The sequence below is a fragment of the Cronobacter malonaticus LMG 23826 genome, from assembly GCF_001277215.2.
Lineage (GTDB): Bacteria > Pseudomonadota > Gammaproteobacteria > Enterobacterales > Enterobacteriaceae > Cronobacter > Cronobacter malonaticus.
Window position 1 is genome coordinate 3,778,915 of sequence record NZ_CP013940.1, and the last position, 24,757, is coordinate 3,803,671.

Genomic DNA, 24,757 nt, shown 5'->3' on the forward strand with positions numbered 1-24,757 from the left:
ACCATGACGACAAATGCGATATCGCCTGCACCTGCGCGTCCGGTTAACCGCGGCGCGCTGGTCTGGATGCGCAAAAACCTGTTCTCCAGCTGGAGTAATAGCCTGCTGACGCTGTTTTGTCTCTGGATGATATGGGAGCTTATCCCGCCGCTGCTGAACTGGGCGTTTTTGCAGGCTAACTGGGTAGGCAGCACCCGCGCCGACTGCACCAAAGAAGGCGCCTGCTGGGTATTTATTCACGCTCGCTTTGGCCAGTTTATGTATGGACTTTATCCACATGACGAACGCTGGCGAATTAATCTGGCGCTGATTATCGGTCTGGTCTCGATTGTGCCGATGTTCTGGAAATCCCTGCCGCAGCGCGGTCGCTATATCGCGTGCTGGGCCATTGCATATCCCGTTGTGGTGTGGTGGCTGCTGTATGGCGGTTTTCTGGGGCTGGAGCGCGTCGAAACCCGCCAGTGGGGCGGACTTACGCTGACGCTGATTATCGCCTCGGTGGGAATAGCCGGCGCGCTGCCGCTGGGGATCCTGCTGGCGCTGGGGCGTCGCTCCCGAATGCCAGTGGTGCGGGTGCTCTCAGTGATTTTTATTGAGTTCTGGCGCGGCGTACCGCTTATTACGGTGCTATTTATGTCATCCGTGATGCTGCCGCTGTTTATGGCGGAAGGAACCAGCATCGACAAGCTTATCCGCGCGCTGGTCGGGGTAATTCTGTTCCAGTCCGCCTATGTGGCGGAAGTGGTGCGCGGCGGCTTGCAGGCGCTGCCCAAAGGCCAGTACGAAGCAGCGGAATCGCTGGCGCTGGGCTACTGGAAAACGCAGGGGCTGGTGATCCTGCCGCAGGCGCTGAAGCTTGTGATACCGGGCCTGGTCAATACCATTATCGCCCTTTTTAAAGATACGAGCCTGGTCATTATTATCGGGCTTTTCGATCTGTTCAGCAGTGTACAACAAGCCACTGTCGATCCCGCCTGGCTCGGGATGTCGACGGAGGGCTATGTTTTCGCCGCGCTGATCTACTGGATCTTCTGCTTTAGCATGTCGCGCTACAGTCAGCATCTGGAAAAGCGCTTTCACACCGGGCGTACGCCGCACTGAGGATAACCATGAGTCAAATTACACTGCAGCCTGCCGACGCGATGATTACGCTTGAGAACGTGAATAAGTGGTACGGTCAGTTTCATGTGCTTAAAGATATTAATCTGAAGGTGAAACAGGGGGAGCGCATCGTACTATGCGGGCCATCCGGCTCCGGCAAATCAACCACGATCCGCTGTATCAATCATCTGGAAGAACATCAGCAGGGGCGCATTGTCGTGGACGGCATTGAGCTGAACGACGATCTGCGCAACATCGAAAAGGTACGCACCGAAGTGGGGATGGTGTTTCAGCATTTTAATCTGTTCCCACACCTGACCGTATTGCAGAACTGTACGCTGGCACCGATTTGGGTGCGTAAACTCCCTAAAAAAGAAGCGGAAGCGCTGGCGATGCATTATCTGGAAAGGGTGCGTATCGCCGAACATGCGCATAAATTCCCGGGGCAAATCTCCGGCGGACAGCAGCAACGCGTGGCGATTGCCCGCTCACTCTGTATGAAACCGAAAATTATGCTGTTTGATGAACCAACCTCAGCGCTCGATCCGGAGATGGTCAAAGAGGTGCTCGACACGATGATTGGTCTTGCTAAGTCAGGTATGACGATGCTATGCGTGACGCATGAAATGGGGTTTGCGCGTACGGTGGCTGACCGGGTGATCTTTATGGATCGCGGCGAAATAGTAGAAGAAGCGCCGCCACAGGCGTTTTTCTCGAATCCGCAGTCAGAACGTACCCGCGCATTTCTCTCTCAGGTTATTCACTGATAGTCCTTTCGCCCCGCCGTTCTGGTGGGGCGCATCTTTTCTTTTACTCTTTATTCTCGAAAATGAGGCAGAGACACGCTGTTTATCGGCATGACTATGCAGACATGAAACAAATAGAGCCTTATTCAGATCCAGAAATGCAGGGGCAGGAAGAATTAAAGGAGACTGGCTGGTATTAGCTGTACGGCTAAAGGCTTTAACTGCCGCTGGTATTGGAGGACGGTCGCCCGGCCCACTCTCCGGTTCGTTGCTGCGCACCCATAACAGACAAAACAAAAGGCCCAGTCTTTCGACTGGGCCTTTTGTTTTATTTGATGTCTGGCAGTTCCCTACTCTCGCATGGGGAGGCCCCACACTACCATCGGCGCTACGGCGTTTCACTTCTGAGTTCGGCATGGGGTCAGGTGGGACCACCGCGCTACAGCCGCCAGACAAATTCTTTTTAAATGCCGAACATTACCCGAAAAACTGGTGCTGATACCCAGAGTCGAACTGGGGACCTCACCCTTACCAAGGGTGCGCTCTACCAACTGAGCCATATCAGCACACTTAATTTGATGCCTGGCAGTTCCCTACTCTCGCATGGGGAGGCCCCACACTACCATCGGCGCTACGGCGTTTCACTTCTGAGTTCGGCATGGGGTCAGGTGGGACCACCGCGCTACAGCCGCCAGGCAAATTCTGTCTCGTTCACCGCTTCCGCCATGAACGTTTATCCGTCACAAGCTGAATATCTCTCTCAACACGCCAGACTTCTTTGGCGTTGTAAGGTTAAGCCTCACGGTTCATTAGTACCGGTTAGCTCAACGCATCGCTGCGCTTACACACCCGGCCTATCAACGTCGTCGTCTTCAACGTTCCTTCAGGAGACTTACAGTCTCAGGGAGAACTCATCTCGGGGCAAGTTTCGTGCTTAGATGCTTTCAGCACTTATCTCTTCCGCATTTAGCTACCGGGCAGTGCCATTGGCATGACAACCCGAACACCAGTGATGCGTCCACTCCGGTCCTCTCGTACTGGGAGCAGCCCCCCTCAATTCTCCAGCGCCCACGGCAGATAGGGACCGAACTGTCTCACGACGTTCTAAACCCAGCTCGCGTACCACTTTAAATGGCGAACAGCCATACCCTTGGGACCTACTTCAGCCCCAGGATGTGATGAGCCGACATCGAGGTGCCAAACACCGCCGTCGATATGAACTCTTGGGCGGTATCAGCCTGTTATCCCCGGAGTACCTTTTATCCGTTGAGCGATGGCCCTTCCATACAGAACCACCGGATCACTATGACCTGCTTTCGCACCTGCTCGAGCCGTCACTCTCGCAGTCAAGCCAGCTTATGCCATTGCACTAACCTCCTGATGTCCGACCAGGATTAGCTGACCTTCGTGCTCCTCCGTTACACTTTGGGAGGAGACCGCCCCAGTCAAACTACCCACCAGACACTGTCCCCACGCCGGATCACGGCGCCAGGTTAGAACATCAAACATTAAAGGGTGGTATTTCAAGGTTGGCTCCACGCAGACTGGCGTCCACGCTTCAAAGCCTCCCACCTATCCTACACATCAAGGCTCAATGTTCAGTGTCAAGCTGTAGTAAAGGTTCACGGGGTCTTTCCGTCTTGCCGCGGGTACACTGCATCTTCACAGCGAGTTCAATTTCACTGAGTCTCGGGTGGAGACAGCCTGGCCATCATTACGCCATTCGTGCAGGTCGGAACTTACCCGACAAGGAATTTCGCTACCTTAGGACCGTTATAGTTACGGCCGCCGTTTACCGGGGCTTCGATCAGGAGCTTCTCTTGCGATAACCCCATCAATTAACCTTCCGGCACCGGGCAGGCGTCACACCGTATACGTCCACTTTCGTGTTTGCACAGTGCTGTGTTTTTAATAAACAGTTGCAGCCAGCTGGTATCTTCGACTGACTTCAGCTCCACCCGCAGGGGCTTCACCTACATGTCAGCGTGCCTTCTCCCGAAGTTACGGCACCATTTTGCCTAGTTCCTTCACCCGAGTTCTCTCAAGCGCCTTGGTATTCTCTACCTGACCACCTGTGTCGGTTTGGGGTACGATTTGATGTTACCTGATGCTTAGAGGCTTTTCCTGGAAGCAGGGCATTTGTCACTTCAGCACCGTGGTGCCTCGTCATCACGCCTCAGCCTTAACCTTCCGGATTTGCCTGGAAAGTCAGCCTACACGCTTAAACCGGGACGACCGTCGCCCGGCTGACATAGCCTTCTCCGTCCCCCCTTCGCAGTAACACCAAGTACAGGAATATTAACCTGTTTCCCATCGACTACGCCTTTCGGCCTCGCCTTAGGGGTCGACTCACCCTGCCCCGATTAACGTTGGACAGGAACCCTTGGTCTTCCGGCGAGCGGGCTTTTCACCCGCTTTATCGTTACTTATGTCAGCATTCGCACTTCTGATACCTCCAGCATGCCTTACAGCACACCTTCGCAGGCTTACAGAACGCTCCCCTACCCAACAACACATAGTGTCGCTGCCGCAGCTTCGGTGCATGGTTTAGCCCCGTTACATCTTCCGCGCAGGCCGACTCGACCAGTGAGCTATTACGCTTTCTTTAAATGATGGCTGCTTCTAAGCCAACATCCTGGCTGTCTGGGCCTTCCCACATCGTTTCCCACTTAACCATGACTTTGGGACCTTAGCTGGCGGTCTGGGTTGTTTCCCTCTTCACGACGGACGTTAGCACCCGCCGTGTGTCTCCCGTGATAACATTCTCCGGTATTCGCAGTTTGCATCGGGTTGGTAAGCCGGGATGGCCCCCTAGCCGAAACAGTGCTCTACCCCCGGAGATGAGTTCACGAGGCGCTACCTAAATAGCTTTCGGGGAGAACCAGCTATCTCCCGGTTTGATTGGCCTTTCACCCCCAGCCACAGGTCATCCGCTAATTTTTCAACATTAGTCGGTTCGGTCCTCCAGTTAGTGTTACCCAACCTTCAACCTGCCCATGGCTAGATCACCGGGTTTCGGGTCTATACCCTGCAACTTAACGCCCGGTTAAGACTCGGTTTCCCTTCGGCTCCCCTATACGGTTAACCTTGCTACAGAATATAAGTCGCTGACCCATTATACAAAAGGTACGCAGTCACCCTCTTACGAAGGCTCCCACTGCTTGTACGTACACGGTTTCAGGTTCTGTTTCACTCCCCTCGCCGGGGTTCTTTTCGCCTTTCCCTCACGGTACTGGTTCACTATCGGTCAGTCAGGAGTATTTAGCCTTGGAGGATGGTCCCCCCATCTTCAGACAGGATATCACGTGTCCCGCCCTACTCATCGAGCTCACAGCCTGTGTGCCTTCGTGTACGGGGCTGTCACCCTGTATCGCCGGCCTTTCCAGACCGTTCCACTGACACACAAGCTGATTCAGGCTCTGGGCTGTTCCCCGTTCGCTCGCCGCTACTGGGGGAATCTCGGTTGATTTCTTTTCCTCGGGGTACTTAGATGTTTCAGTTCCCCCGGTTCGCTTCGTTAGCCTATGTATTCAGCTAACGATGATGCACCGAAGTGCACCGGGTTTCCCCATTCGGACATCGCCGGTTATAACGGTTCATATCACCTTACCGGCGCTTTTCGCAGATTAGCACGTCCTTCATCGCCTCTGACTGCCAGGGCATCCACCGTGTACGCTTGTTCGCTTAACCTCACAACCCGAAGAAGTCTTCGTGCTGCGAGTTTGAGAGACTCTGACACACCGCGCATTCCTTATTACGGAGGAATACAGCAGCATGTCTGTTTCAATTTTCAGCTTGTTCCGGATTGTTAAAGAGCAAATATCTCAAACGTGACTTTACAGTCAGTTTTGAGATATCAATCGGTAACGCCTTTCACTCATTACCAGCAGGTGGCGTCCCTTAGGGGATTCGAACCCCTGTTACCGCCGTGAAAGGGCGGTGTCCTGGGCCTCTAGACGAAAGGGACTTCGCTTTCGCAGACAACCCTGCTTCTTTACTTTCTATCAGACAATCTGTGTGAGCACTACGAGGTTGTATCTTTCAGGTAAGGAGGTGATCCAACCGCAGGTTCCCCTACGGTTACCTTGTTACGACTTCACCCCAGTCATGAATCACAAAGTGGTAAGCGCCCTCCCGAAGGTTAAGCTACCTACTTCTTTTGCAACCCACTCCCATGGTGTGACGGGCGGTGTGTACAAGGCCCGGGAACGTATTCACCGTGGCATTCTGATCCACGATTACTAGCGATTCCGACTTCATGGAGTCGAGTTGCAGACTCCAATCCGGACTACGACGCACTTTATGAGGTCCGCTTGCTCTCGCGAGGTCGCTTCTCTTTGTATGCGCCATTGTAGCACGTGTGTAGCCCTGGTCGTAAGGGCCATGATGACTTGACGTCATCCCCACCTTCCTCCGGTTTATCACCGGCAGTCTCCTTTGAGTTCCCGGCCGAACCGCTGGCAACAAAGGATAAGGGTTGCGCTCGTTGCGGGACTTAACCCAACATTTCACAACACGAGCTGACGACAGCCATGCAGCACCTGTCTCAGAGTTCCCGAAGGCACTCCCGCATCTCTGCAGGATTCTCTGGATGTCAAGACCAGGTAAGGTTCTTCGCGTTGCATCGAATTAAACCACATGCTCCACCGCTTGTGCGGGCCCCCGTCAATTCATTTGAGTTTTAACCTTGCGGCCGTACTCCCCAGGCGGTCGACTTAACGCGTTAGCTCCGGAAGCCACGCCTCAAGGGCACAACCTCCAAGTCGACATCGTTTACGGCGTGGACTACCAGGGTATCTAATCCTGTTTGCTCCCCACGCTTTCGCACCTGAGCGTCAGTCTTCGTCCAGGGGGCCGCCTTCGCCACCGGTATTCCTCCAGATCTCTACGCATTTCACCGCTACACCTGGAATTCTACCCCCCTCTACGAGACTCAAGCTGACCAGTTTCAAATGCAGTTCCCAGGTTGAGCCCGGGGATTTCACATCTGACTTAATCAACCGCCTGCGTGCGCTTTACGCCCAGTAATTCCGATTAACGCTTGCACCCTCCGTATTACCGCGGCTGCTGGCACGGAGTTAGCCGGTGCTTCTTCTGCGGGTAACGTCAATCGCTGTGGTTATTAACCACAACGCCTTCCTCCCCGCTGAAAGTACTTTACAACCCGAAGGCCTTCTTCATACACGCGGCATGGCTGCATCAGGCTTGCGCCCATTGTGCAATATTCCCCACTGCTGCCTCCCGTAGGAGTCTGGACCGTGTCTCAGTTCCAGTGTGGCTGGTCATCCTCTCAGACCAGCTAGGGATCGTCGCCTAGGTGAGCCGTTACCCCACCTACTAGCTAATCCCATCTGGGCACATCTGATGGCATGAGGCCCGAAGGTCCCCCACTTTGGTCCGAAGACGTTATGCGGTATTAGCTACCGTTTCCAGTAGTTATCCCCCTCCATCAGGCAGTTTCCCAGACATTACTCACCCGTCCGCCACTCGTCAGCGAAGCAGCAAGCTGCTCCCTGTTACCGTTCGACTTGCATGTGTTAGGCCTGCCGCCAGCGTTCAATCTGAGCCATGATCAAACTCTTCAATTAAAAGTCTGATGCTCAAAGAATTAAACTGTTAGTTCGTAATGAATTAACTGTTGTTCACTTGAGACTTGATATTCGTTTATCGTCCGTAGACGTTAAGATATCAGTGCCCCGAGTGCCCACACAGATTGTCTGATAAATTGTTAAAGAGCGGTGCGACGCGGCCTTAAGCCTGCTGTCGCGAGGTGGCGTATATTACGCTTTCCTCTTTCAGAGTCAACCCTTAATTTCAGGATTTTTCTCTTTCCGACTTACCGTCGCTGTGTGATGTTTCTCATCAGCGCCGTGTCGATGGAGGCGCATTATAGGGAGTTCTCTCCGGCCCGCAACACCTAAATCGCAGAAAAATGACTGACTGCTGCATTCCCCAGCAAAACCCCGGTTTATACGCATTTGCACACAGACTTATCCACAGACAGCCTGCACGCCGAAATTTTGCGAGCGCCACGCAAACGTTTTCGCTACAATGCGGCCCTGTTACCGACACACGCTTTTTCAGGAGCGTGAGCTACATTTCAGTCAAAAATGGCTGGAATTTAGCTAACGCTCTTCTGTAATGATCAAATCCAGGGGATTTATACATGCAACAACCTCGTCCTGTACGCCGCGCTCTGCTCAGCGTTTCTGACAAAGCCGGTATCGTCGACTTCGCCCGCGCCCTCTCAACGCGCGGGGTTGAACTCCTCTCCACGGGTGGTACGGCTCGTCTGCTGGCGGAAGCTGGCCTGCCGGTAACGGAAGTCTCCGACTACACGGGCTTTCCGGAGATGATGGACGGCCGCGTCAAAACCCTGCACCCGAAAGTCCACGGCGGCATTCTGGGTCGCCGCGGCCAGGATGACGAGATTATGGCGCAGCATGCTATCTCCCCGATTGATATGGTCGTGGTGAACCTCTACCCGTTCGCACAGACGGTCGCGCGCGAAGGCTGCACGCTGGAAGACGCGGTTGAGAATATCGATATCGGCGGCCCGACGATGGTTCGCTCCGCCGCCAAGAACCATAAAGATGTCGCCATTGTGGTGAAGAGCAGCGACTACACCACCATTATTGAAGAGCTGGATGCGAACAACGGCTCGCTGACGTTTGATACGCGTTTCGATCTGGCGATCAAAGCTTTCGAGCACACCGCCGCGTATGACAGCATGATCGCCAACTACTTCGGCAGCCTGGTGCCAGCCTATCATGGCGAAACCAGCGCGCCTGCTGGCCGCTTCCCGCGCACCCTTAACCTGAACTTTATTAAGAAGCAGGATATGCGTTACGGCGAGAACAGCCATCAGCAGGCAGCCTTCTATATAGAAGAAGAAATAAAAGAAGCGTCCGTCGCGACCGCAAAGCAGGTTCAGGGTAAAGCGCTCTCTTATAACAACATCGCCGATACCGACGCCGCGCTGGAGTGCGTAAAGGAATTCAGTGAACCGGCCTGCGTCATTGTGAAGCATGCCAACCCGTGCGGCGTTGCTGTCAGCAACTCGATTCTCGACGCCTATGACCGCGCTTACAAAACCGACCCGACCTCCGCCTTTGGCGGCATTATCGCCTTTAACCGCGAGCTGGATGCTGAAACCGCACAGGCGATCGTTTCCCGCCAGTTCGTTGAAGTCATCATCGCGCCGTCCGCCAGCGACGACGCCCTGAAAATCACCGCCGCGAAGCAAAACGTGCGCGTACTGGTGTGCGGCGAATGGCAGTCTCGCGTACCGGGCCTTGATTTCAAACGCGTCAACGGCGGCCTGCTGGTTCAGGACCGCGATCTGGGCATGGTGACCGAAGCCGATCTGCGTGTGGTGACAAAACGCCAGCCGACCGAACAGGAGCTGCGCGACGCGCTCTTCTGCTGGAAAGTGGCGAAGTTCGTGAAATCCAACGCCATTGTTTACGCGCGCGACAACATGACCATCGGTATTGGCGCAGGCCAGATGAGCCGCGTCTATTCCGCTAAAATCGCGGGTATCAAAGCTGGCGATGAAGGCCTGGAAGTCAAAGGCTCGGCGATGGCCTCTGACGCATTCTTCCCGTTCCGCGACGGCATCGACGCCGCCGCGGCCGTGGGCATTACCTGTGTTATCCAGCCAGGCGGCTCGATTCGCGATGAGGAAGTCATTGCCGCCGCCGACGAACACGGCATCGCCATGATCTTCACCGACATGCGCCATTTCCGCCATTAATTACGGAGCTACGATGAAAGTATTAGTTATTGGCAACGGCGGGCGCGAGCATGCGCTGGCCTGGAAAGCCGTCCAGTCGCCACTCGTTGAAACCGTTTTTGTCGCCCCCGGCAACGCCGGTACGGCGCTCGAGCCTGCGCTGCAGAACGTCGCGATAAGTCCGACCGATATTCCGGCGCTGCTAAGCTTCGCGCAGGCGGAAAATATTGATCTGACGATTGTCGGGCCGGAAGCGCCGCTGGTTATCGGCGTGGTGGACGCGTTTCGCGCCGCGGGCCTGAAAATCTTCGGGCCGACCAAAGGCGCGGCGCAGCTCGAAGGCTCGAAAGCCTTCACGAAAGATTTCCTGGCGCGCCATCGCATTCCGACGGCGGAATATCAGAACTTTACCGAGACCGAACCCGCACTTGCCTATATTCGTGAAAAAGGCGCGCCGATAGTTATCAAGGCCGACGGCCTGGCGGCGGGTAAAGGCGTTATCGTGGCGATGACGCTTGCCGAAGCCGAAGCGGCGGTACTGGACATGCTGGCGGGCAATGCATTTGGCGACGCGGGCCACCGCATTGTTGTTGAAGAGTTTCTGGATGGCGAAGAGGCCAGCTTTATTGTGATGGTGGATGGCGAACATGTGGAGCCAATGGCCACCAGCCAGGATCATAAACGCGTGGGCGATGGCGACACCGGTCTCAACACCGGCGGTATGGGCGCTTACTCACCTGCTCCGGTCGTAACGGATGACGTTTTCCAGCGCACGATGGAACGCATCATATGGCCGACCGTGCGCGGCATGGCGGCGGAAGGCAACACCTACACTGGCTTCCTCTATGCAGGTCTGATGATCGACAAGCAGGGCAACCCGAAAGTTATCGAATTTAACTGCCGCTTTGGCGACCCGGAAACGCAGCCGATCATGATGCGTTTGCAGTCCGATCTGGTGGAGCTTTGCCTGGCGGCTTGCGATGGCAAACTCGATACGGTGAAATCGCAGTGGGATCCGCGTCCGTCGCTGGGCGTCGTTATGGCCGCGGGCGGCTATCCGGGCGATTACCGCACCGGTGATGTTATCCACGGTCTGCCGATTGCCGAGATCGCGAACGGTGATGGCAAAGTCTTCCACGCAGGCACCACGCTGCGTGACGATGACCGCGTCGTGACCAGCGGCGGGCGCGTACTGTGCCTGACCGCGCTGGGCGATAGCGTCGCCCAGGCGCAGGCACGCGCTTACCGCTTAGCGGAAGATATCCACTGGGATGACTGCTTCTGCCGTAAAGATATCGGCTATCGCGCTATCGCGCGCGAGCAGGCGAAGTAAGCGCCCCCACGCCGGAGCGCCTTAAACGCAAGAGCGACGGTAAATGCCGTCGCTTTTTTTATGGGATTCAGAAACTGTCAGGCTTCGGCTGCCAGGCGCAAAAATCTTCGTTCGCCACCAGCAACAGCTGTGTGCCTTCCGGCGCCTCCAGCCAGGCGGCGCTAACGCGCGCTTTCGCATGACGCTGACGCTCTGAGAGACGCTCCTGCGCCCTTCTGTCGAACTCAGGCTGCACCATCTGCCCTTCACAGGTCGTTATCGTGCCATCAGGGTTCCAGCGCCCCTGGCGCAACACCACGCGGCCTGCGCGCAGCGCGTCGCTGGTATTGCGCATCTGCGTGGCACGATATTGCCACAGCGCGACCTGATCGCTGGAGAGCTGCTGTTTCTGCCCGTTAACTTCACGCTGCATAAAGCTCAGCCCGCCGCGATCGTCAAAGCGTATTTTCACCTGTTCAGGCTCTTTACCCTGAAGCTGATAATCCACGGACGTAAGTGCATCATTTTGCCAGCGATAATCGCTCGTCGATGTCTTATCGCCAGACCAGGGGCTGAACGCCGCCAACAAGTGAACGGAGCCATCGTTATTGTCTTTACGCCACAGGCGCACGACGCCGTCATCAGCCAGATAGCCGCTGGCGGTAAAGGGGGGAATTTCCGGGGTGGAACGACAGGCGGAGAGGAACAGCACGCCCGTCAGCGCCAGCATACGCCAGCCAAACAAAAGGGGCGATCTCGCCCCTTCGTTAAAACCTTTCACTGCCACGCGGTTTACTTAACAGCGTCTTTCAGTGCTTTGCCAGAAACGAATGCCGGCACGTTAGCTGCAGCGATTTTGATTTCTTTACCGGTCTGCGGGTTGCGGCCAGTACGCTCAGCGCGGTGGTTCACTTTGAAGGTACCGAAACCAACCAGCTGTACAGCATCGCCTTCTTTCAGAGACTCAGTAATCGCAGCCAGAGTGGATTCCAGAGCAGCTTTCGCTTGCGCTTTAGACAGGTCAGCCTTGTCTGCAATTACATCAATCAGTTGAGTCTTGTTCATAAGTTATCCTTACAATGTGTTTATCGCTTGCTAAGCATCGAGTGCGACGGAAATGCCTTGAAAGCACTCTCCTGCATACACGCACCGATAGCCACTTTTTTTCGCCTCCCAAATGTAGACCAGACGGGGGGCTAATTGGAAGCCTTCAGGTGAGACAAAACAGGCTGTAAATCACGTTTTATTGTCTCATTGCTGCAAATTTATACCGATATTACTGGTTCCATCCTCACGCAGGTCTGCGCGCAGACCTTTTATCAGCTCAATATCGCGTTCTTCGCAGGCGGCCAGCAAGCGGAAAATTTCCCACTGAATATCCCATTCCTGCTCTACAGCCGGGTTCGCTTTCAGCTCATCGTCGGTCATTTCACGGCCCGCCTGGGTCATCTCCAGCATCGCCACGGTGGTGATGGAGGTCTCGCTGACTTCAATCGCGTGCTCCAGCGTCTCGCCGCTCAGGCGCGAATGCACCAGCTCGCTCAGCGCGACGCAGGCGTCGATAGCCGGATAAACACCGTAAAGGTCATAATCTTCCGCCGCCGGAATCGCTTCTTCGAGCTTTTCGAGCTGGCTGTCGAAATTCACTTTGGCGTCTTTGACCGTCAGCGTCTCCCAGATGAGATCGAGAATACGGCGATAGAGCTGCGCATCGCCGAAACCGGTCTGCTGGCAGAACATGGCGTAGTTGGGGTACATCCGCTCGCAGAGCGAGGCCATGAACGTCACATGCTGCCAGGCTTCGAGCTTTTCCAGCCGCAGGTGAATAGGGTTTTGTAACATAGTGGTGTCTCACAAACCGAAAATTAGCGGCAGTGTACCTGAATCACCCCTGAATTTCCTGCCATCGTAGAAAGGCGGGACGACCGGACGCCACGGCATCCGCCCAGCGCGTCGGCTCCGGCAGCCGGTAGCCTTTCGTGCAACGCTGCACCCAACCAAGCGCCGTATCGATGCTGACGCGATGCCCCGTCGAGACGAACAGCGGATTGCAGCGTGCTTTGCTGCGCCACACCCACGCCAGCTGCTCGCCTTTGTCTATGAGCGGCGAAACCGCGCCGGGTTCGTCGCTGAGCGGCTCAAACTTGCCGCACAGCCGCTTTTTAGCGACGCCTATCGTCGGCACATCCACCAGCATCCCGAAGTGGCTCGCCACGCCGAGACGTCGCGGATGCGAAATACCGTGCCCGTCGACAAACAGTAAATCCGGCTTTCTGGAGAGCATCTCCCAGGCCGTCAGCAGCGCCGGGTATTCACGAAACGACAGAAAACCGGGGATATACGGCATAGTGGTCGGAATGCGCGCCACCTGATACTCCAGAAGCTCCAGCGACGGATACTTCAGGAGCACCATCGCCGCTCGCGTCACTTCGCCGCCCTGCTCGAATCCAACATCCGCCCCACCGATTATCGTTGGCGGGTCGACGTTTAACCGGTCCTCGCGGACCACATTAGATGCCAGTTCGATTTGTTGTGCGCGAAGCGTCGCGAGATCCATAGTTTCTCCTTACAGGTGATAAGGCGCCGATAAGCGGTGAACCGCCTCGACGAAGGCCCCCGCATGTTCCGGGGGCACATCCTGATGAATACCATGGCCCAGGTTGAACACATGGCCTTCACCGTGGCCGAAACCAGCAAGTATAGACGCCACTTCTTCTTCGATACGGGCAGGCGACGCATAAAGCATCGAGGGATCCATGTTGCCCTGCAAGGCGACCTTGTGCCCCACGCGACGGCGCGCATCGGCGATATCGGTCGTCCAGTCGAGTCCCAGCGCGTCACAGCCGGTCTCCGCTATCGCTTCCAGCCACTGGCCGCCGCCTTTGGTAAACAGCGTCACCGGCACGCGGCGGCCTTCGTTTTCGCGCAGCAGCCCGTCGACGATTTTATGCATGTAATACAGTGAGAACTGCTGGTAGTCGCGTCCGGTCAGCACGCCGCCCCAGGTATCGAAAATCATCACCGACTGGGCGCCCGCGCGGATCTGAGCGTTCAGATAGAGCGTGACGCTTTTCGCGAGCTTATCGAGCAGCAAATGCAGGGTCTGCGGCTCGGCATACATCATTTTTTTAATGACGGTAAACGCCTTGCTGCTGCCACCTTCCACCATATAAGTGGCGAGCGTCCAGGGGCTACCGGAGAAACCAATCAGCGGCACTTCGCCTTTCAGCTCGCGGCGGATCGTGCGCACCGCGTTCATCACATAGCCAAGTTCCTGTTCCGGGTCCGGTACCGGCAGTTTTTCAACGTCCGCTTTGTTGGTAATCGGCGATGTGAAGCGTGGGCCTTCGCCCGCTTCAAAATAGAGCCCCAGCCCCATCGCATCCGGAATTGTCAGAATGTCCGAAAAGAGGATCGCCGCATCGAGCGGATAGCGACGCAGCGGCTGTAGCGTCACTTCGCACGCCAGCTCGGCGTTTTTGCAAAGCGACATAAAATCGCCCGCCTGCGCGCGGGTGGCCTTATATTCCGGCAGATAACGCCCTGCCTGCCTCATCATCCACACCGGGGTGACATCCACAGGCTGACGTTGCAGGGCGCGCAGGTAACGATCGTTTTTCAGTTCGGTCATTTTTTCTTATTCCTCAAGCGACAGGCCGCTATTGTATCACGTCATTCATCGTCTGCCCGGCAGCGCGCCACCGTATCTTCTATCAGGCGGCGCGCCACGGTGCCTGGCGCTGGCAGCAGCGGCAACTGGTCGTAGCGATACCAGCCCGCGTCGATGAGTTCTTTGGTGTCTATCTGGATTTCACCGCTGTCATAATCCGCCGTAAACGCGGTCATCAGCGATTGCGGGAACGGCCAGGGCTGAGACGTCACATAGCGTAAATTCTTGATGCGGATATTGCTCTCTTCCATGACCTCACGCGCTACCGCCTGCTCCAGCGTTTCGCCTACTTCGACAAACCCGGCCAGCACGGTGTAAACGCCGTTGCGGTGTCTTGTATGCTGCGCCAGCAGGATTTTATCGTCACGGCGGATAGCCACGATGATGCACGGCGCGATTTGCGGGTAGTAGCGTTCGCGGCAGTGGCCGCAGAGCATCGCCCACTCGGTTTTGCTCGGGTGCATCTCATGGCCGCAGTAGCCGCAATATTTATGAGAGCGGTAAAATTCGGCGAGCTGTACGCCCCGCCCCGCCAGTTGAAACAGCCCGGCGTCCTGGTCGATAAGCTGTCGCACCGAGGCCATGTCCTTTTCGCGCTTTTGCAGTACCAGCCAGACCGGCGCGTCCTCCCAGAGGCCAATTTGCAGCGCCTTTTCGCCCGTAAGACCAAAATCCGCGGCCTGGCCGTAAGGTAATTCTGCATTTGGCAGCCATAATTTCTGTTCATGGCTGACTATCCACCAGCCATGGTCTAAATTTTCTAGTGTACGTTCCATAATTGATTGCACTACCTCTGCGTCACTGGCACGTTATTAACATTGTTCTTACATATTTTGGGTCATTTGCGTTTTTACATCTTATATCTCATGGAGTCGATCATGCTAAACCAGCTAAAAAGTCTGACGGAACGCGTTGGTGGGAGTAATGAGTTAGTTGATCGTTGGCTTGCTGCCCGCAACCATCTGTTGGTCACCTATTACAAGATGGTCGGCATCAAACCCGGCAAGGAGCCGATGACTGCGCTTGATGAACAGGCGCTGGACGATTTCTGTCACTGCCTGGTGGATTACCTCTCCGCCGGACATTTCAATATTTATGAGCGCGTCATCAGCGAAATGGAAGGCACCAGCCCGCTGGTCGCCGCCACGCAAATCTATCCTCAGCTGGAATCCAACACCCAGCAAATCATGGATTTCTACGACACACATCTGGAAAGCGCTATCGACCACGATAACTGCCTGGAGTTTCAGGAAGCGCTTTCCGGCATTGGCGAGGCGCTCGCCGCCCGCTTCGCGCTGGAAGATAAGCTCATCATGCTGGCTTTTGACAACAACCTCGGCGAAAGCGCCAATGACGAAACCGGCCTCGCCAAACCGGCTTGAGTTCGGCTGTATTAACGAGTAGTTTAAATATGCCCCCGCGATTTTAGCGGGGTTTATCTTGTCGGAGTGCCCAGTGCGACAGCACGGGCTGAGACCGTTAATTCGGGATCCGCGGAACCTGATCAGGTTAATACCTGCGAAGGGAACAAGAGTAATTCCATTTTGCCCCGTTCAGGGCGCGATTTCGCCCTGATGCCCTGTTAAGGGTGCACGGGCGCACGCCATTACTCCTCCGTTGTTCTGACAAGCCACTTCCTGACCGTTAACTGGAATGCGCTATGTCTGTATCAAACAAACCAGGCCGCCGCGAACAGCGCGCCGCCGCACAACACTTTATCGACACCCTGGAAGGCACCGCTTTCCCCAATTCTCACCGCATCTATCTCACCGGTTCGCGTGAAGATATTCGCGTGCCGATGCGCGAAATCCGCCTGAGCCCGACGCTTGCGGGCGGCAGCAAAGAGAACCCGCGCTATGAGCCTAACGAGCCGGTGCCAGTGTATGACACCTCCGGCCCTTACGGCGATCCGGCGGTGCGTATCGACGTCCGCGAAGGGCTGGCTAAACTGCGCAGCGCCTGGATAGACGCGCGTAATGATACCGAAACCCTCGATTCCCTCAGCTCCGCGTATACCCGCGAGCGTCTGGCCGACGACGGGCTGGATGAGTTGCGCTTTCGCGGGCTGCTGACGCCAAAGCGCGCAAAGGCGGGCAAGCGTGTCACCCAGTTGCACTACGCGCGTCAGGGTATCGTGACGCCCGAAATGGAATTTATCGCCATCCGGGAAAACATGGGCCGCGAGCGTATTCGCACGGCGGTACTGCGCCAGCAGCATCCGGGCCACGGCTTTGGCGCGCGCCTGCCGGAGAACATCACGCCGGAGTTCGTGCGTGGCGAAGTCGCCGCCGGGCGCGCCATTATTCCTGCCAACATTAATCACCCGGAATCGGAGCCGATGATTATCGGTCGTAACTTCCTGGTGAAGGTCAACGCCAATATCGGCAACTCGGCGGTGACGTCGTCTATCGAAGAGGAAGTCGAAAAACTGGTCTGGGCGACCCGCTGGGGCGCAGATACCGTGATGGATCTCTCCACCGGGCGCTACATTCACGAAACCCGCGAATGGATCCTGCGCAACAGCCCGGTGCCGATCGGTACGGTACCGATCTACCAGGCGCTGGAGAAGGCTAACGGGATCGCCGAAGATCTGAGCTGGGAGATGTTCCGCGACACGCTGCTTGAGCAGGCCGAACAGGGCGTCGATTACTTCACTATTCACGCGGGCGTGCTGCTGCGCTATGTGCCGATGACCGCAGGCCGTCTGACGGGCATCGTCTCGCGCGGCGGTTCGATCATGGCGAAATGGTGCCTGTCGCACCACCGTGAAAACTTCCTCTACGAGCATTTCCGCGAGATCTGCGAAATCTGCGCCGCCTATGACGTCTCGCTGTCACTCGGCGACGGTCTGCGCCCCGGCTCCATTCAGGACGCCAACGACGAGGCGCAGTTCGCCGAACTCCACACGCTCGGCGAACTGACGAAAATCGCATGGGAATATGACGTCCAGGTCATGATCGAAGGCCCAGGCCACGTGCCGATGCAGATGATCCGCCGCAACATGACCGAGGAGCTGGAGCACTGCCACGAAGCGCCCTTCTACACGCTCGGACCGCTCACGACCGATATCGCGCCCGGCTACGATCACTTCACCTCCGGGATCGGCGCGGCGATGATTGGCTGGTTCGGCTGCGCGATGCTCTGCTACGTGACGCCGAAAGAGCACCTCGGCCTGCCGAATAAAGAAGATGTGAAGCAGGGGCTTATCACCTACAAAATTGCCGCCCACGCCGCCGATCTCGCCAAAGGGCATCCTGGCGCACAGATCCGCGATAACGCCATGTCGAAAGCGCGCTTTGAATTCCGCTGGGAAGATCAGTTCAACCTGGCGCTCGATCCGTTCACCGCCCGCGCCTACCACGACGAAACGCTGCCGCAGGAATCCGGTAAAGTCGCGCATTTCTGCTCTATGTGCGGCCCGAAATTCTGCTCAATGAAAATCACCCAGGAGGTGCGCGACTACGCCGCGAAGCAGGCGATCGACGCGGGTATGGCCGAGATGTCGAATCGTTTTCAGGCGCGTGGGGGCGACATTTATCTGCGCCAGGAGGAAGTCGAGTGATGGAGCCTCTGTTCGCGCCCGTACCGCGCCGCCTCGGGCTTTATCCGGTCGTCGACAGCGTTGAGTGGGTCACGCGTTTGCTGGACGCTGGCGTGCGCACGCTTCAGTTACGCATCAAGGATAAAACCGATGCTGGGGTGGAAGCCGATGTCGCCGCCGCCATTGCGCTGGGGCAGCGCTGCCACGCCCGGCTGTTTATCAACGACTACTGGCGTCTCGCGATAAAACATCAGGCCTATGGCGTTCATCTCGGGCAGGAAGATCTGGAAACGGCCGATCTCAACGCCATTCGCAACGCCGGACTGCGGCTTGGCGTCTCCACGCATGATGATATGGAAATCGACGTAGCGCTGGCGGTGCGCCCCTCTTATATCGCGCTCGGCCATGTTTTTCCCACGCAGACCAAACAGATGCCCTCCGCGCCGCAAGGGCTTGCACAACTGGCGGCACACGTAAAAAGGCTCGGTGACTATCCGACGGTCGCCATCGGCGGCATCAGCCTTGAACGCGCGCCCGCGGTGCTGGAAACCGGCGTTGGCAGTATCGCGGTGGTGAGCGCTATCACCCAGGCACCCGACTGGCGCGGTGCCACGCAAGAGTTACTCGAACTGGCGGGGGTGGGCGATGAATGACGCCGATTTTATGCGCTACAGCCGCCAGCTGCTGCTGGAGGATATCGCCATCGATGGTCAGCAAAAACTGCTGGCAAGCCGCGTGTTGATTGTCGGCCTCGGTGGTCTCGGCTCGCCCGCCGCGCTCTATCTGGCAGGCGCAGGCGTCGGCACGCTGTGGCTTGCCGATGACGACGCCGTGCACCTCAGTAATCTCCAGCGGCAGATCCTGTTTGGCGTCAGTGATATCGAACAGCCGAAATCGCGCGTGGCGGCGCGTCGTTTACAGGCGCTCAATCCGGCCATCAACAGCGTGGCGCTGAATGAACGGCTTGAAGGCGACGCGCTGCGTGAAGCGGTGGCAGGCGTCGATCTGGTGCTGGATTGCAGTGACAACATGACCACCCGCCAGGCCATCAACGCCGCCTGCGTGGCGCTTGGCACGCCGCTTATCACCGCCAGCGCGGTCGGCATGGGCGGGCAAATCGCCACCTTCGCGCCGCCCTTTGATTACGGCTGCTACCGCTGCCTGTGGCCGGATGACAGCGAGCCTGAGCGCAACTGCCGCACCGCTGGCGTGCTCGGCCCGGTGGTGGGGCTGATGGGCACGATGCAAGCGCTGGAGGCTATCAAGCTCTTGTGCGGCATCACGCAAGAGCACGACGAGCTGCGCCTCTTCGACGCCCGCGCCACCCAGTGGCGCACCCTGACGCTACAGCGCGCGGCAGGCTGCCCGGTTTGCGGAGGCAAGCATGCGCATTGAACTCAACGATGAAGCCATGCAGTGCGTCGAAGGATTAAGCGCGGCGCAACTGCTGGCGCAGTTAAAACTCGACAGGCCCGGTACGGCGCTCGCGGTCAATCAGACCATTCTCCCGCGCAGCCAGTGGCCCGACTACACCCTGCAGGAAGGCGACAGCCTGCTGCTGTTTCAGGTTATCGCAGGAGGCTGAGATGTTACGAATCGCGAATAAAACTTTTCAATCACGCCTGTTTACCGGCACCGGTAAATTCGCGTCATCATCGCTGATGCTGGAGGCGATACGCGAAAGCGGCAGCGAGATGGCGACACTCGCCATGAAGCGCGTGGATCTGCTGCGTCGTGACGATGCGCTGCTGGCGCCGTTGCAGGCATCCGGCGTGGCGCTGTTGCCGAACACATCCGGCGCAAAAACGGCCGAAGAGGCGGTTTTCGCAGCGCAGCTCGCCCGGGAGGCGCTGGGCACTCACTGGATCAAGCTTGAGATCCACCCGGACGCCCGCTGGCTGCTGCCGGATCCGATAGAAACGCTGCGGGCGGCGGAAAAACTGGTCGCACAGGGATTTGTGGTGCTGCCCTATTGCGGCGCGGATCCGGTGCTCTGCAAGCGCCTTGAAGAAGCGGGCTGCGCGGCGGTGATGCCGCTCGGCGCGCCGATTGGATCAAACCAGGGGCTGCAGACGCGGGCGCTGCTGGAAATCATCATCGCCCAGGCGAGCGTGCCGGTGGTGGTGGATGCGGGCATCGGCGCGCCAAGCCATGCTGCCGAGGCGCTGGAAATGGGGGCCGATGCGGTGCTGGTGAATACGGCGATTGCCGTGGCGCGCGATCCGGTGGCAATGGCGCGCGCGTTCCGCCAGGCCGTTGAGGCGGGACGTACCGGGTATGAAGCCGGGCTCGGCGCGCGCGCGTTTCAGGCGCAGGCCACCAGCCCGCTCACCGGTTTTCTGGAGGCGCAGGCATGAACACCTTCACCGACCGCTGGCGTACGCTTAACTGGGACGACATCCGGCTGCGCATTCACAGCAAAACCGGGCGCGATGTCGAGCGGGCGCTCGCCGCTGCGCATCCTGACCGGGAAGATATGATGGCGCTGCTCTCCCCGGCCGCGCTGGATTATCTCGAACCGCTGGCGCAGCGCGCGCAGCAACTCACCCGCCAGCGCTTTGGCAACACGGTCAGCTTTTATGTACCGCTCTATCTTTCTAATCTTTGCGCCAACGAATGCACCTACTGCGGTTTCTCAATGAGCAACCGGCTCAAGCGTAAAACGCTGGATGAAGAGGAAATTGCACGCGAATGCGCCGCCATTAAAGCGCTCGGGTTTGAGCACCTGCTGCTGGTGACAGGCGAGCATCAGAACAAAGTGGGCATGGACTATTTCCGCCGTCACCTTCCGGCGATTCGCCGCCAGTTTGCGTCGCTGCAAATGGAGGTGCAGCCACTCGCGCAGGCGGAGTACGCCGAACTGAAAGCGCTCGGGCTGGACGGCGTGCTGGTCTATCAGGAGACATATCATGAAGCGGTCTACGCCCGACATCACCTGCGCGGTAACAAGCAGGATTTCTTCTGGCGGCTGGAGACGCCGGACCGGCTCGGGCGCGCGGGCATTGACCGCATCGGGCTTGGCGCGCTGACCGGGCTGTCTGACTGCTGGCGCACCGATAACTATATGGTGGCGGAGCACTTGCTCTGGCTGCAACAGCGCTACTGGCAGAGCCGCTACTCTGTGGCGTTCCCGCGTCTTCGCCCTTGCGCGGGCGGCATTCAGCCCGCCTCGGTGATGGATGAACGCCAGCTGGTCCAGCTCATCTGCGCCTTTCGCCTGTTTGCGCCAGAGGCGGAGCTGTCGCTCTCCACCCGCGAATCGCTGCATTTTCGCGATAATGTGGTGCCGATTGCGATCAACGCCGTCAGCGCCTTTTCCCGCACACAGCCGGGCGGCTACGCCGACGGGCATACCGAACTGGAGCAGTTCGCGCCGCATGACGGGCGTCGCCCGGAAGAGGTTGCGGCCAGTCTGATACAACGCGGACTGCAACCGGTGTGGAAAGACTGGGACGGATATCTGGGAAGAAGCACGCAAAACGCCTGAAACCAAACGCAAACTGGTAGATATCTTTCGGGATGTTACGCAAAACGGAAAGTTGCGCGTTGAGGGAAAACGCCTGCGGTTTTACTCTGCACCTGCCGGCCCGGGATGGCTGGCCGGGGCGGTTCCTGATGCTCTCTCATTGCCGCCCCGCCTCTTAATGTTCGCCCGGTAGCAAAGTAACCGGGCTTTGGAAACCGGTTTCCCTTTTTGCGGCTTTCTTTGTGATGGGTAACACACAATCACATCAAAGCGGTTGTTGGGACCGGAGGTGGGGGATAAATATCAGGAAAACAACAGTCACAGAGAGCGGATTATGAAAAATATCGTTTTATGCTGTGCCGCAGGTATGTCCACCAGCATGCTGGTTCAACGGATGAAAGATGCTGCTCAGAAAAAAGGCGTCGAGGTGGATATCAAGGCCGTTCCGGTCGCGGAGTTTAAAGATATTATCGGCACCGCCGACATCGTACTGCTTGGCCCGCAGGTCAAATATGAACAGCCTAAGTTTCAGGAAATTGCCGATCCGCTGGGTAAAAAAGTCGCCGTTATCGACATGATGGATTACGGCATGATGAAAGGCGATGTGGTGCTGGATAAGGCCCTTAAGATGCTGGAGCAATAAGGACATGGAAGATTTAGAGTCAATCATCATGGAGCTGCTGGTTAACGCCGGTAGCGCGCGCAGCCAGGCGCTGACTGCGCTGCAACTGGCCCGTAAAGGCGATTTCGAAGGTGCCGAAAAAGCGATGGAAGAGTCACACGAGTTCGTGAAGCATGCGCATAAAATCCAGACGCAGCTTATCGGGCTCGACGAAGGCAGCGGCAAACTGCCGGTCAATCTGATTACCGTTCACTCTCAGGACCACCTGATGAACGCGATGGTCATTCAGGATCTGGCGGGCGATCTGATAGAGCTTTACCGCCGCCTGCCGCTGGTGAAATAATGCCTCGCGACGCATCTCGTATCGCAATTATGCCCGGTGATGCCGGGCATTTTTATATCCATGACGCAAGTCTGTTTGCAAGCCGCTAAACCGGGCGGTGTCTTTTATTTATGCTTTATGGCACAACGGTATCCTCAGGCGCCGTCAGGCCCGTTAATGATAAGACAGGTTTTGCCATGCCCTCCGTTCCCGTTCCGGTGTTCACCCTCGCCATTCTTCTGATGCTGCTGGCGAAAGTCTCGTTATCTGGCAGCGATTGTTACCGGCGGGCAACGATGTTTCTTGCCGGATGCGCGCTGCTGCTGCTGCTCGCCGCGCTGCGCTGGTCGTTCGATTTTCAGGCCTTACGCCAGCTGCAATCGCTGGTGGCTGTCGTCCTGCCTCCGCTTGCCTGGCGCTGTCTTCACGAACGCCCGACGCCTCAACCGTTACGGCAAAACCTTATGTTATATGCGCCCGCCGTGGCGGCGCTTTCCGTTAACCTGGTGTTTCCTGCAGCGGCAGACGTTGCGCTTGCGGCGCTTTATCTCGGTTATGGCACCGCCCTGCTTCGCACCTCCCGTAGAGGATCGGACGCCTTCTCGCAAAGCCGCCTGAGCGATGCGCCGATGGCGGCGAGGCTTGCTTTTGGCGCAGGCGCGTTTCTCTGCTTTAGCGGACTGACCGATATCGCCATCGCAATAGATTTCAGCCTCTTTTCTGGCCAGCAGGCACCCATGCTGGTGGCCGCGTCGCAGATAATATTGCTGCCGTTTATCTGCCTCGCCATCGTGTTACCCGTCAGAAAACGCGCGCAGCCTGCACCCGTAGCTGTGCCGGACTTGAGCGAAAAAACCAGCGACGCCGTCCAGGACGCGCAGCGCTGTGCGCAGCTTGAAGAGACGCTGCGCGCGCGGTCGCTTTATCTGAACCCCGATCTCACGCTGGAGCTGCTGGCGCGAAAAACCGGTACGCCCGCACGTCATATCTCGCGGGCGGTTAATGCCACGCGGGGTTGTAACGTCTCGCAGTGGATTAATAGTTTTCGCATCGCGCACGCGCAGCAGCTGTTGCGCCAGACCGCTTCACCCGTTACGGAGGTGATGCTCGAGTCAGGCTTCAATACCAAATCAAATTTCAATCGCGAGTTTTCGCGGATTGTGGGGATGAGTCCGGTGGAATATCGCCGCGCGGCGGCTGATAACGCAGCGTCTGATTCAGAAACTCGCTTATCTGCGTCGTGAGCTGCTGGTGAATTTTCTCACGGCTAAAGCCAGCACCATCACGGCACACAATCCCTTCTCCCGGCTCCTGCGCGTCGATAACGGCTGCCGCGCCTGGCTTACAAAGCTGCATAAAACTGAAGTGTGTAGCGCCAGGCACGCTAATAGCGCGGGCGAATTTGCCCGGCAGAGCGTGGGCCAGATAGCCAGACTCCAGCGCGGCAGGCACGTCGTCGCTGTCGACACCTGCGCTCATCACCAGCACAGGAATTTCCACCTTCGCCAGGCTTTGCGGCGTAAAGCCGCGCGCCAGCCCCAAATCTAACGACACCACGGCCTTGATTCGCACATCGCGCTGGCTTTCCGCCAGCCGGTTCTGCGTGCCCGGTAAATCGATACCAAGCGTATGGGCAACGATGCAGCCACCGAGTGCTGGATGACTTTTACAATCCGCCAGAAACCGCGGCGCAGAGAACCGCGCGCCTGCCAGTTCCATCACCGTCCATCCGCCCAGTGAATGCCCGGCGGCAGCGATTCGCTGCTCATCAGGTTTCCCGGTTTTTTCCGGGCTGGCGATAAGCGCGTCCAGCACACGCATTACATCTTTAGGGCGTTGCCAGAGCGCCTGCGCCTGAGCAGGCGATTTGTTACGTGTCGTGGTGCCCGGATGATCCACCGTAGCAACAATATACCCCTGCTCTGCCATCGCGTGCGCCAGCCAGTTCAGGTTGCGCCAGTTACCGCCAAAGCCATGTGAGAGTAACAGCACCGGATGAGCGCCGGGCGCAGGTGTGGCGTCACGCTGCACGTTAACGCCCGAAAAAACGATGTTATCACCCACCGTCTCTGGCGCATGGTTATCGTAAGTCGGGTACCAGACGGCGGCATCCAGTGGACGCGTGGCAGGCGAGTCGATAGTGAACTGATGAAAGCCGACATCCGCTGACGCGGCGACGCTTAACAGTAAAGTTGTAATAAAGGTGGTCAATCGATACATAGTGATGCTCTCCGTTTACAGG

The 24,757-nt window shown here is 57.3% G+C and carries 21 protein-coding genes, 2 tRNA genes, 4 rRNA genes and 1 riboswitch; of the genes, 14 read left to right on the forward strand and 13 right to left on the reverse strand.

The features are described 5' to 3' along the window. The first annotated feature begins 3 nt into the window (after positions 1–3). The gene (locus tag AFK66_RS17710) at positions 4–1,101 is read left to right on the forward strand and encodes an amino acid ABC transporter permease (protein ID WP_007780280.1); all 1,098 of its coding nucleotides are present in this window, start codon (positions 4–6) and stop codon (positions 1,099–1,101) included. Between the two features lie 8 nt (positions 1,102–1,109). Then, the gene (locus tag AFK66_RS17715) at positions 1,110–1,868 is read left to right on the forward strand and encodes an amino acid ABC transporter ATP-binding protein (RefSeq protein ID WP_007780278.1); all 759 of its coding nucleotides are present in this window, start codon (positions 1,110–1,112) and stop codon (positions 1,866–1,868) included. Between the two features lie 316 nt (positions 1,869–2,184). Here AFK66_RS17715 and rrf (AFK66_RS17720) read toward each other — a convergent pair. From rrf (AFK66_RS17720) to AFK66_RS17745, 6 genes are all read right to left on the reverse strand, one after another. Then, positions 2,185–2,300, reverse strand: a 5S ribosomal RNA gene (gene rrf, locus AFK66_RS17720). A 37-nt stretch (positions 2,301–2,337) separates the two neighbouring features. Continuing rightward, positions 2,338–2,413 (reverse strand) — tRNA-Thr (locus AFK66_RS17725). A 14-nt stretch (positions 2,414–2,427) separates the two neighbouring features. Then, a 5S ribosomal RNA gene (gene rrf, locus AFK66_RS17730) occupies positions 2,428–2,543 on the reverse strand. A gap of 92 nt (positions 2,544–2,635) precedes the next feature. Then, positions 2,636–5,537, reverse strand: a 23S ribosomal RNA gene (locus AFK66_RS17735). Positions 5,538–5,738: 201 nt separating this feature from the next. After that, positions 5,739–5,814, reverse strand: a tRNA-Glu gene (locus tag AFK66_RS17740). A gap of 79 nt (positions 5,815–5,893) precedes the next feature. Continuing rightward, positions 5,894–7,435 (reverse strand): 16S ribosomal RNA (locus tag AFK66_RS17745). The 16S, 23S and 5S rRNA genes sit together here with 2 tRNA genes alongside, the layout of an rRNA operon. 578 nt (positions 7,436–8,013) lie before the next feature. Here AFK66_RS17745 and purH point away from each other — a divergent pair. Both purH and purD read left to right on the forward strand, forming a co-directional pair. Beyond that, positions 8,014–9,603 carry a bifunctional phosphoribosylaminoimidazolecarboxamide formyltransferase/IMP cyclohydrolase gene (gene purH, locus AFK66_RS17750; RefSeq protein WP_007780275.1) on the forward strand — a complete coding sequence of 530 codons (1,590 nt, stop codon included), beginning with the start codon at positions 8,014–8,016 and terminating at the stop codon, positions 9,601–9,603. Positions 9,604–9,616: 13 nt separating this feature from the next. Next, positions 9,617–10,915 (forward strand): phosphoribosylamine--glycine ligase, encoded by a 1,299-nt coding sequence (gene purD / locus AFK66_RS17755; RefSeq protein WP_023899600.1) that lies wholly within the window; start codon positions 9,617–9,619, stop codon positions 10,913–10,915. Between the two features lie 67 nt (positions 10,916–10,982). Here the strand turns inward: purD and AFK66_RS17760 are convergent, their stop codons facing one another. The 6 genes from AFK66_RS17760 to nudC all read right to left on the reverse strand — a co-directional run bounded on the left by AFK66_RS17760 (position 10,983) and on the right by nudC (position 15,340). Continuing rightward, the gene (locus tag AFK66_RS17760; RefSeq protein WP_174514236.1) at positions 10,983–11,675 is read right to left on the reverse strand and encodes a DUF1481 domain-containing protein; all 693 of its coding nucleotides are present in this window, start codon (positions 11,673–11,675) and stop codon (positions 10,983–10,985) included. Positions 11,676–11,686: 11 nt separating this feature from the next. Further along, positions 11,687–11,959: a nucleoid-associated protein HU-alpha gene (gene hupA / locus AFK66_RS17765; protein ID WP_002884342.1), complete on the reverse strand. Its 273-nt coding sequence runs from the start codon at positions 11,957–11,959 to the stop codon at positions 11,687–11,689. Positions 11,960–12,145: 186 nt separating this feature from the next. After that, on the reverse strand, positions 12,146–12,736 hold the full coding sequence (locus tag AFK66_RS17770) for a YjaG family protein (protein WP_004388099.1): 591 nt from the start codon (positions 12,734–12,736) through the stop codon (positions 12,146–12,148). Between the two features lie 43 nt (positions 12,737–12,779). Then, positions 12,780–13,451: a deoxyribonuclease V gene (gene nfi / locus AFK66_RS17775; protein WP_007780265.1), complete on the reverse strand. Its 672-nt coding sequence runs from the start codon at positions 13,449–13,451 to the stop codon at positions 12,780–12,782. Positions 13,452–13,460: 9 nt separating this feature from the next. Next, positions 13,461–14,525, reverse strand: coding sequence for a uroporphyrinogen decarboxylase (gene hemE / locus AFK66_RS17780; RefSeq protein WP_007780262.1), 1,065 nt, complete (start codon positions 14,523–14,525; stop codon positions 13,461–13,463). Between the two features lie 41 nt (positions 14,526–14,566). Beyond that, the gene (gene nudC, locus AFK66_RS17785; protein ID WP_007780259.1) at positions 14,567–15,340 is read right to left on the reverse strand and encodes an NAD(+) diphosphatase; all 774 of its coding nucleotides are present in this window, start codon (positions 15,338–15,340) and stop codon (positions 14,567–14,569) included. 102 nt (positions 15,341–15,442) lie between these two features. Between nudC and AFK66_RS17790 the strand changes: the two genes are divergently transcribed. The 10 genes from AFK66_RS17790 to AFK66_RS17835 all read left to right on the forward strand — a co-directional run bounded on the left by AFK66_RS17790 (position 15,443) and on the right by AFK66_RS17835 (position 23,759). After that, a complete protein-coding gene (locus AFK66_RS17790) occupies positions 15,443–15,946 on the forward strand; it encodes an Rsd/AlgQ family anti-sigma factor (protein WP_007780257.1) in 504 nt (167 codons plus the stop codon). A 52-nt stretch (positions 15,947–15,998) separates the two neighbouring features. Next, positions 15,999–16,108, forward strand: a riboswitch (TPP riboswitch). Between the two features lie 116 nt (positions 16,109–16,224). Continuing rightward, entirely contained in the window at positions 16,225–18,126 is a 1,902-nt protein-coding gene (gene thiC, locus AFK66_RS17795) for a phosphomethylpyrimidine synthase ThiC (protein WP_007780253.1), read from the forward strand. Continuing rightward, positions 18,126–18,758, forward strand: coding sequence for a thiamine phosphate synthase (thiE, locus tag AFK66_RS17800; protein ID WP_023899602.1), 633 nt, complete (start codon positions 18,126–18,128; stop codon positions 18,756–18,758). Before thiC ends, thiE begins: the two co-directional genes overlap by 1 nt. Beyond that, a complete protein-coding gene (locus AFK66_RS17805) occupies positions 18,751–19,500 on the forward strand; it encodes a HesA/MoeB/ThiF family protein (RefSeq protein WP_007780248.1) in 750 nt (249 codons plus the stop codon). The genes thiE and AFK66_RS17805 overlap by 8 nt, the downstream gene beginning before the upstream one ends. Beyond that, positions 19,490–19,690, forward strand: a complete 201-nt coding sequence (gene thiS, locus AFK66_RS17810; RefSeq protein WP_007780245.1) for a sulfur carrier protein ThiS — start codon at positions 19,490–19,492, stop codon at positions 19,688–19,690. The genes AFK66_RS17805 and thiS overlap by 11 nt, the downstream gene beginning before the upstream one ends. A 1-nt stretch (position 19,691) precedes the next feature. Continuing rightward, entirely contained in the window at positions 19,692–20,462 is a 771-nt protein-coding gene (gene thiG / locus AFK66_RS17815; RefSeq protein WP_007780243.1) for a thiazole synthase, read from the forward strand. Beyond that, positions 20,459–21,592 (forward strand): 2-iminoacetate synthase ThiH, encoded by a 1,134-nt coding sequence (gene thiH / locus AFK66_RS17820; protein ID WP_023899603.1) that lies wholly within the window; start codon positions 20,459–20,461, stop codon positions 21,590–21,592. The genes thiG and thiH overlap by 4 nt, the downstream gene beginning before the upstream one ends. Before the next feature lie 313 nt (positions 21,593–21,905). Next, positions 21,906–22,214, forward strand: coding sequence for a PTS sugar transporter subunit IIB (locus AFK66_RS17825; protein WP_004388109.1), 309 nt, complete (start codon positions 21,906–21,908; stop codon positions 22,212–22,214). A gap of 4 nt (positions 22,215–22,218) precedes the next feature. Next, on the forward strand, positions 22,219–22,536 hold the full coding sequence (locus tag AFK66_RS17830; RefSeq protein ID WP_004388110.1) for a PTS lactose/cellobiose transporter subunit IIA: 318 nt from the start codon (positions 22,219–22,221) through the stop codon (positions 22,534–22,536). Positions 22,537–22,712: 176 nt separating this feature from the next. After that, positions 22,713–23,759 (forward strand): helix-turn-helix domain-containing protein, encoded by a 1,047-nt coding sequence (locus AFK66_RS17835; protein WP_038882612.1) that lies wholly within the window; start codon positions 22,713–22,715, stop codon positions 23,757–23,759. Here AFK66_RS17835 and AFK66_RS17840 read toward each other — a convergent pair. Further along, the gene (locus AFK66_RS17840; protein WP_032983307.1) at positions 23,653–24,735 is read right to left on the reverse strand and encodes an alpha/beta hydrolase family protein; all 1,083 of its coding nucleotides are present in this window, start codon (positions 24,733–24,735) and stop codon (positions 23,653–23,655) included. The genes AFK66_RS17835 and AFK66_RS17840 overlap by 107 nt on opposite strands. Positions 24,736–24,757 lie beyond the last annotated feature (22 nt).

Bases quoted from the DNA above. Each gene is read 5' to 3' on its own strand.
- AFK66_RS17710 (WP_007780280.1), top strand. From the start codon at position 4: ATGACGACAAATGCGATATCGCCTGCACCTGCGCGTCCGGTTAACCGC.
- AFK66_RS17715 (WP_007780278.1), top strand. From the start codon at position 1,110: ATGAGTCAAATTACACTGCAGCCTGCCGACGCGATGATTACGCTTGAG.
- purH (WP_007780275.1), top strand. From the start codon at position 8,014: ATGCAACAACCTCGTCCTGTACGCCGCGCTCTGCTCAGCGTTTCTGAC.
- purD (WP_023899600.1), top strand. From the start codon at position 9,617: ATGAAAGTATTAGTTATTGGCAACGGCGGGCGCGAGCATGCGCTGGCC.
- hupA (WP_002884342.1), bottom strand. From the start codon at position 11,959: ATGAACAAGACTCAACTGATTGATGTAATTGCAGACAAGGCTGACCTG.
- AFK66_RS17770 (WP_004388099.1), bottom strand. From the start codon at position 12,736: ATGTTACAAAACCCTATTCACCTGCGGCTGGAAAAGCTCGAAGCCTGG.
- nfi (WP_007780265.1), bottom strand. From the start codon at position 13,451: ATGGATCTCGCGACGCTTCGCGCACAACAAATCGAACTGGCATCTAAT.
- hemE (WP_007780262.1), bottom strand. From the start codon at position 14,525: ATGACCGAACTGAAAAACGATCGTTACCTGCGCGCCCTGCAACGTCAG.
- nudC (WP_007780259.1), bottom strand. From the start codon at position 15,340: ATGGAACGTACACTAGAAAATTTAGACCATGGCTGGTGGATAGTCAGC.
- AFK66_RS17790 (WP_007780257.1), top strand. From the start codon at position 15,443: ATGCTAAACCAGCTAAAAAGTCTGACGGAACGCGTTGGTGGGAGTAAT.
- thiC (WP_007780253.1), top strand. From the start codon at position 16,225: ATGTCTGTATCAAACAAACCAGGCCGCCGCGAACAGCGCGCCGCCGCA.
- thiE (WP_023899602.1), top strand. From the start codon at position 18,126: ATGGAGCCTCTGTTCGCGCCCGTACCGCGCCGCCTCGGGCTTTATCCG.
- AFK66_RS17805 (WP_007780248.1), top strand. From the start codon at position 18,751: ATGAATGACGCCGATTTTATGCGCTACAGCCGCCAGCTGCTGCTGGAG.
- thiS (WP_007780245.1), top strand. From the start codon at position 19,490: ATGCGCATTGAACTCAACGATGAAGCCATGCAGTGCGTCGAAGGATTA.
- thiG (WP_007780243.1), top strand. From the start codon at position 19,692: ATGTTACGAATCGCGAATAAAACTTTTCAATCACGCCTGTTTACCGGC.
- thiH (WP_023899603.1), top strand. From the start codon at position 20,459: ATGAACACCTTCACCGACCGCTGGCGTACGCTTAACTGGGACGACATC.
- AFK66_RS17825 (WP_004388109.1), top strand. From the start codon at position 21,906: ATGAAAAATATCGTTTTATGCTGTGCCGCAGGTATGTCCACCAGCATG.
- AFK66_RS17830 (WP_004388110.1), top strand. From the start codon at position 22,219: ATGGAAGATTTAGAGTCAATCATCATGGAGCTGCTGGTTAACGCCGGT.
- AFK66_RS17835 (WP_038882612.1), top strand. From the start codon at position 22,713: ATGCCCTCCGTTCCCGTTCCGGTGTTCACCCTCGCCATTCTTCTGATG.
- AFK66_RS17840 (WP_032983307.1), bottom strand. From the start codon at position 24,735: ATGTATCGATTGACCACCTTTATTACAACTTTACTGTTAAGCGTCGCC.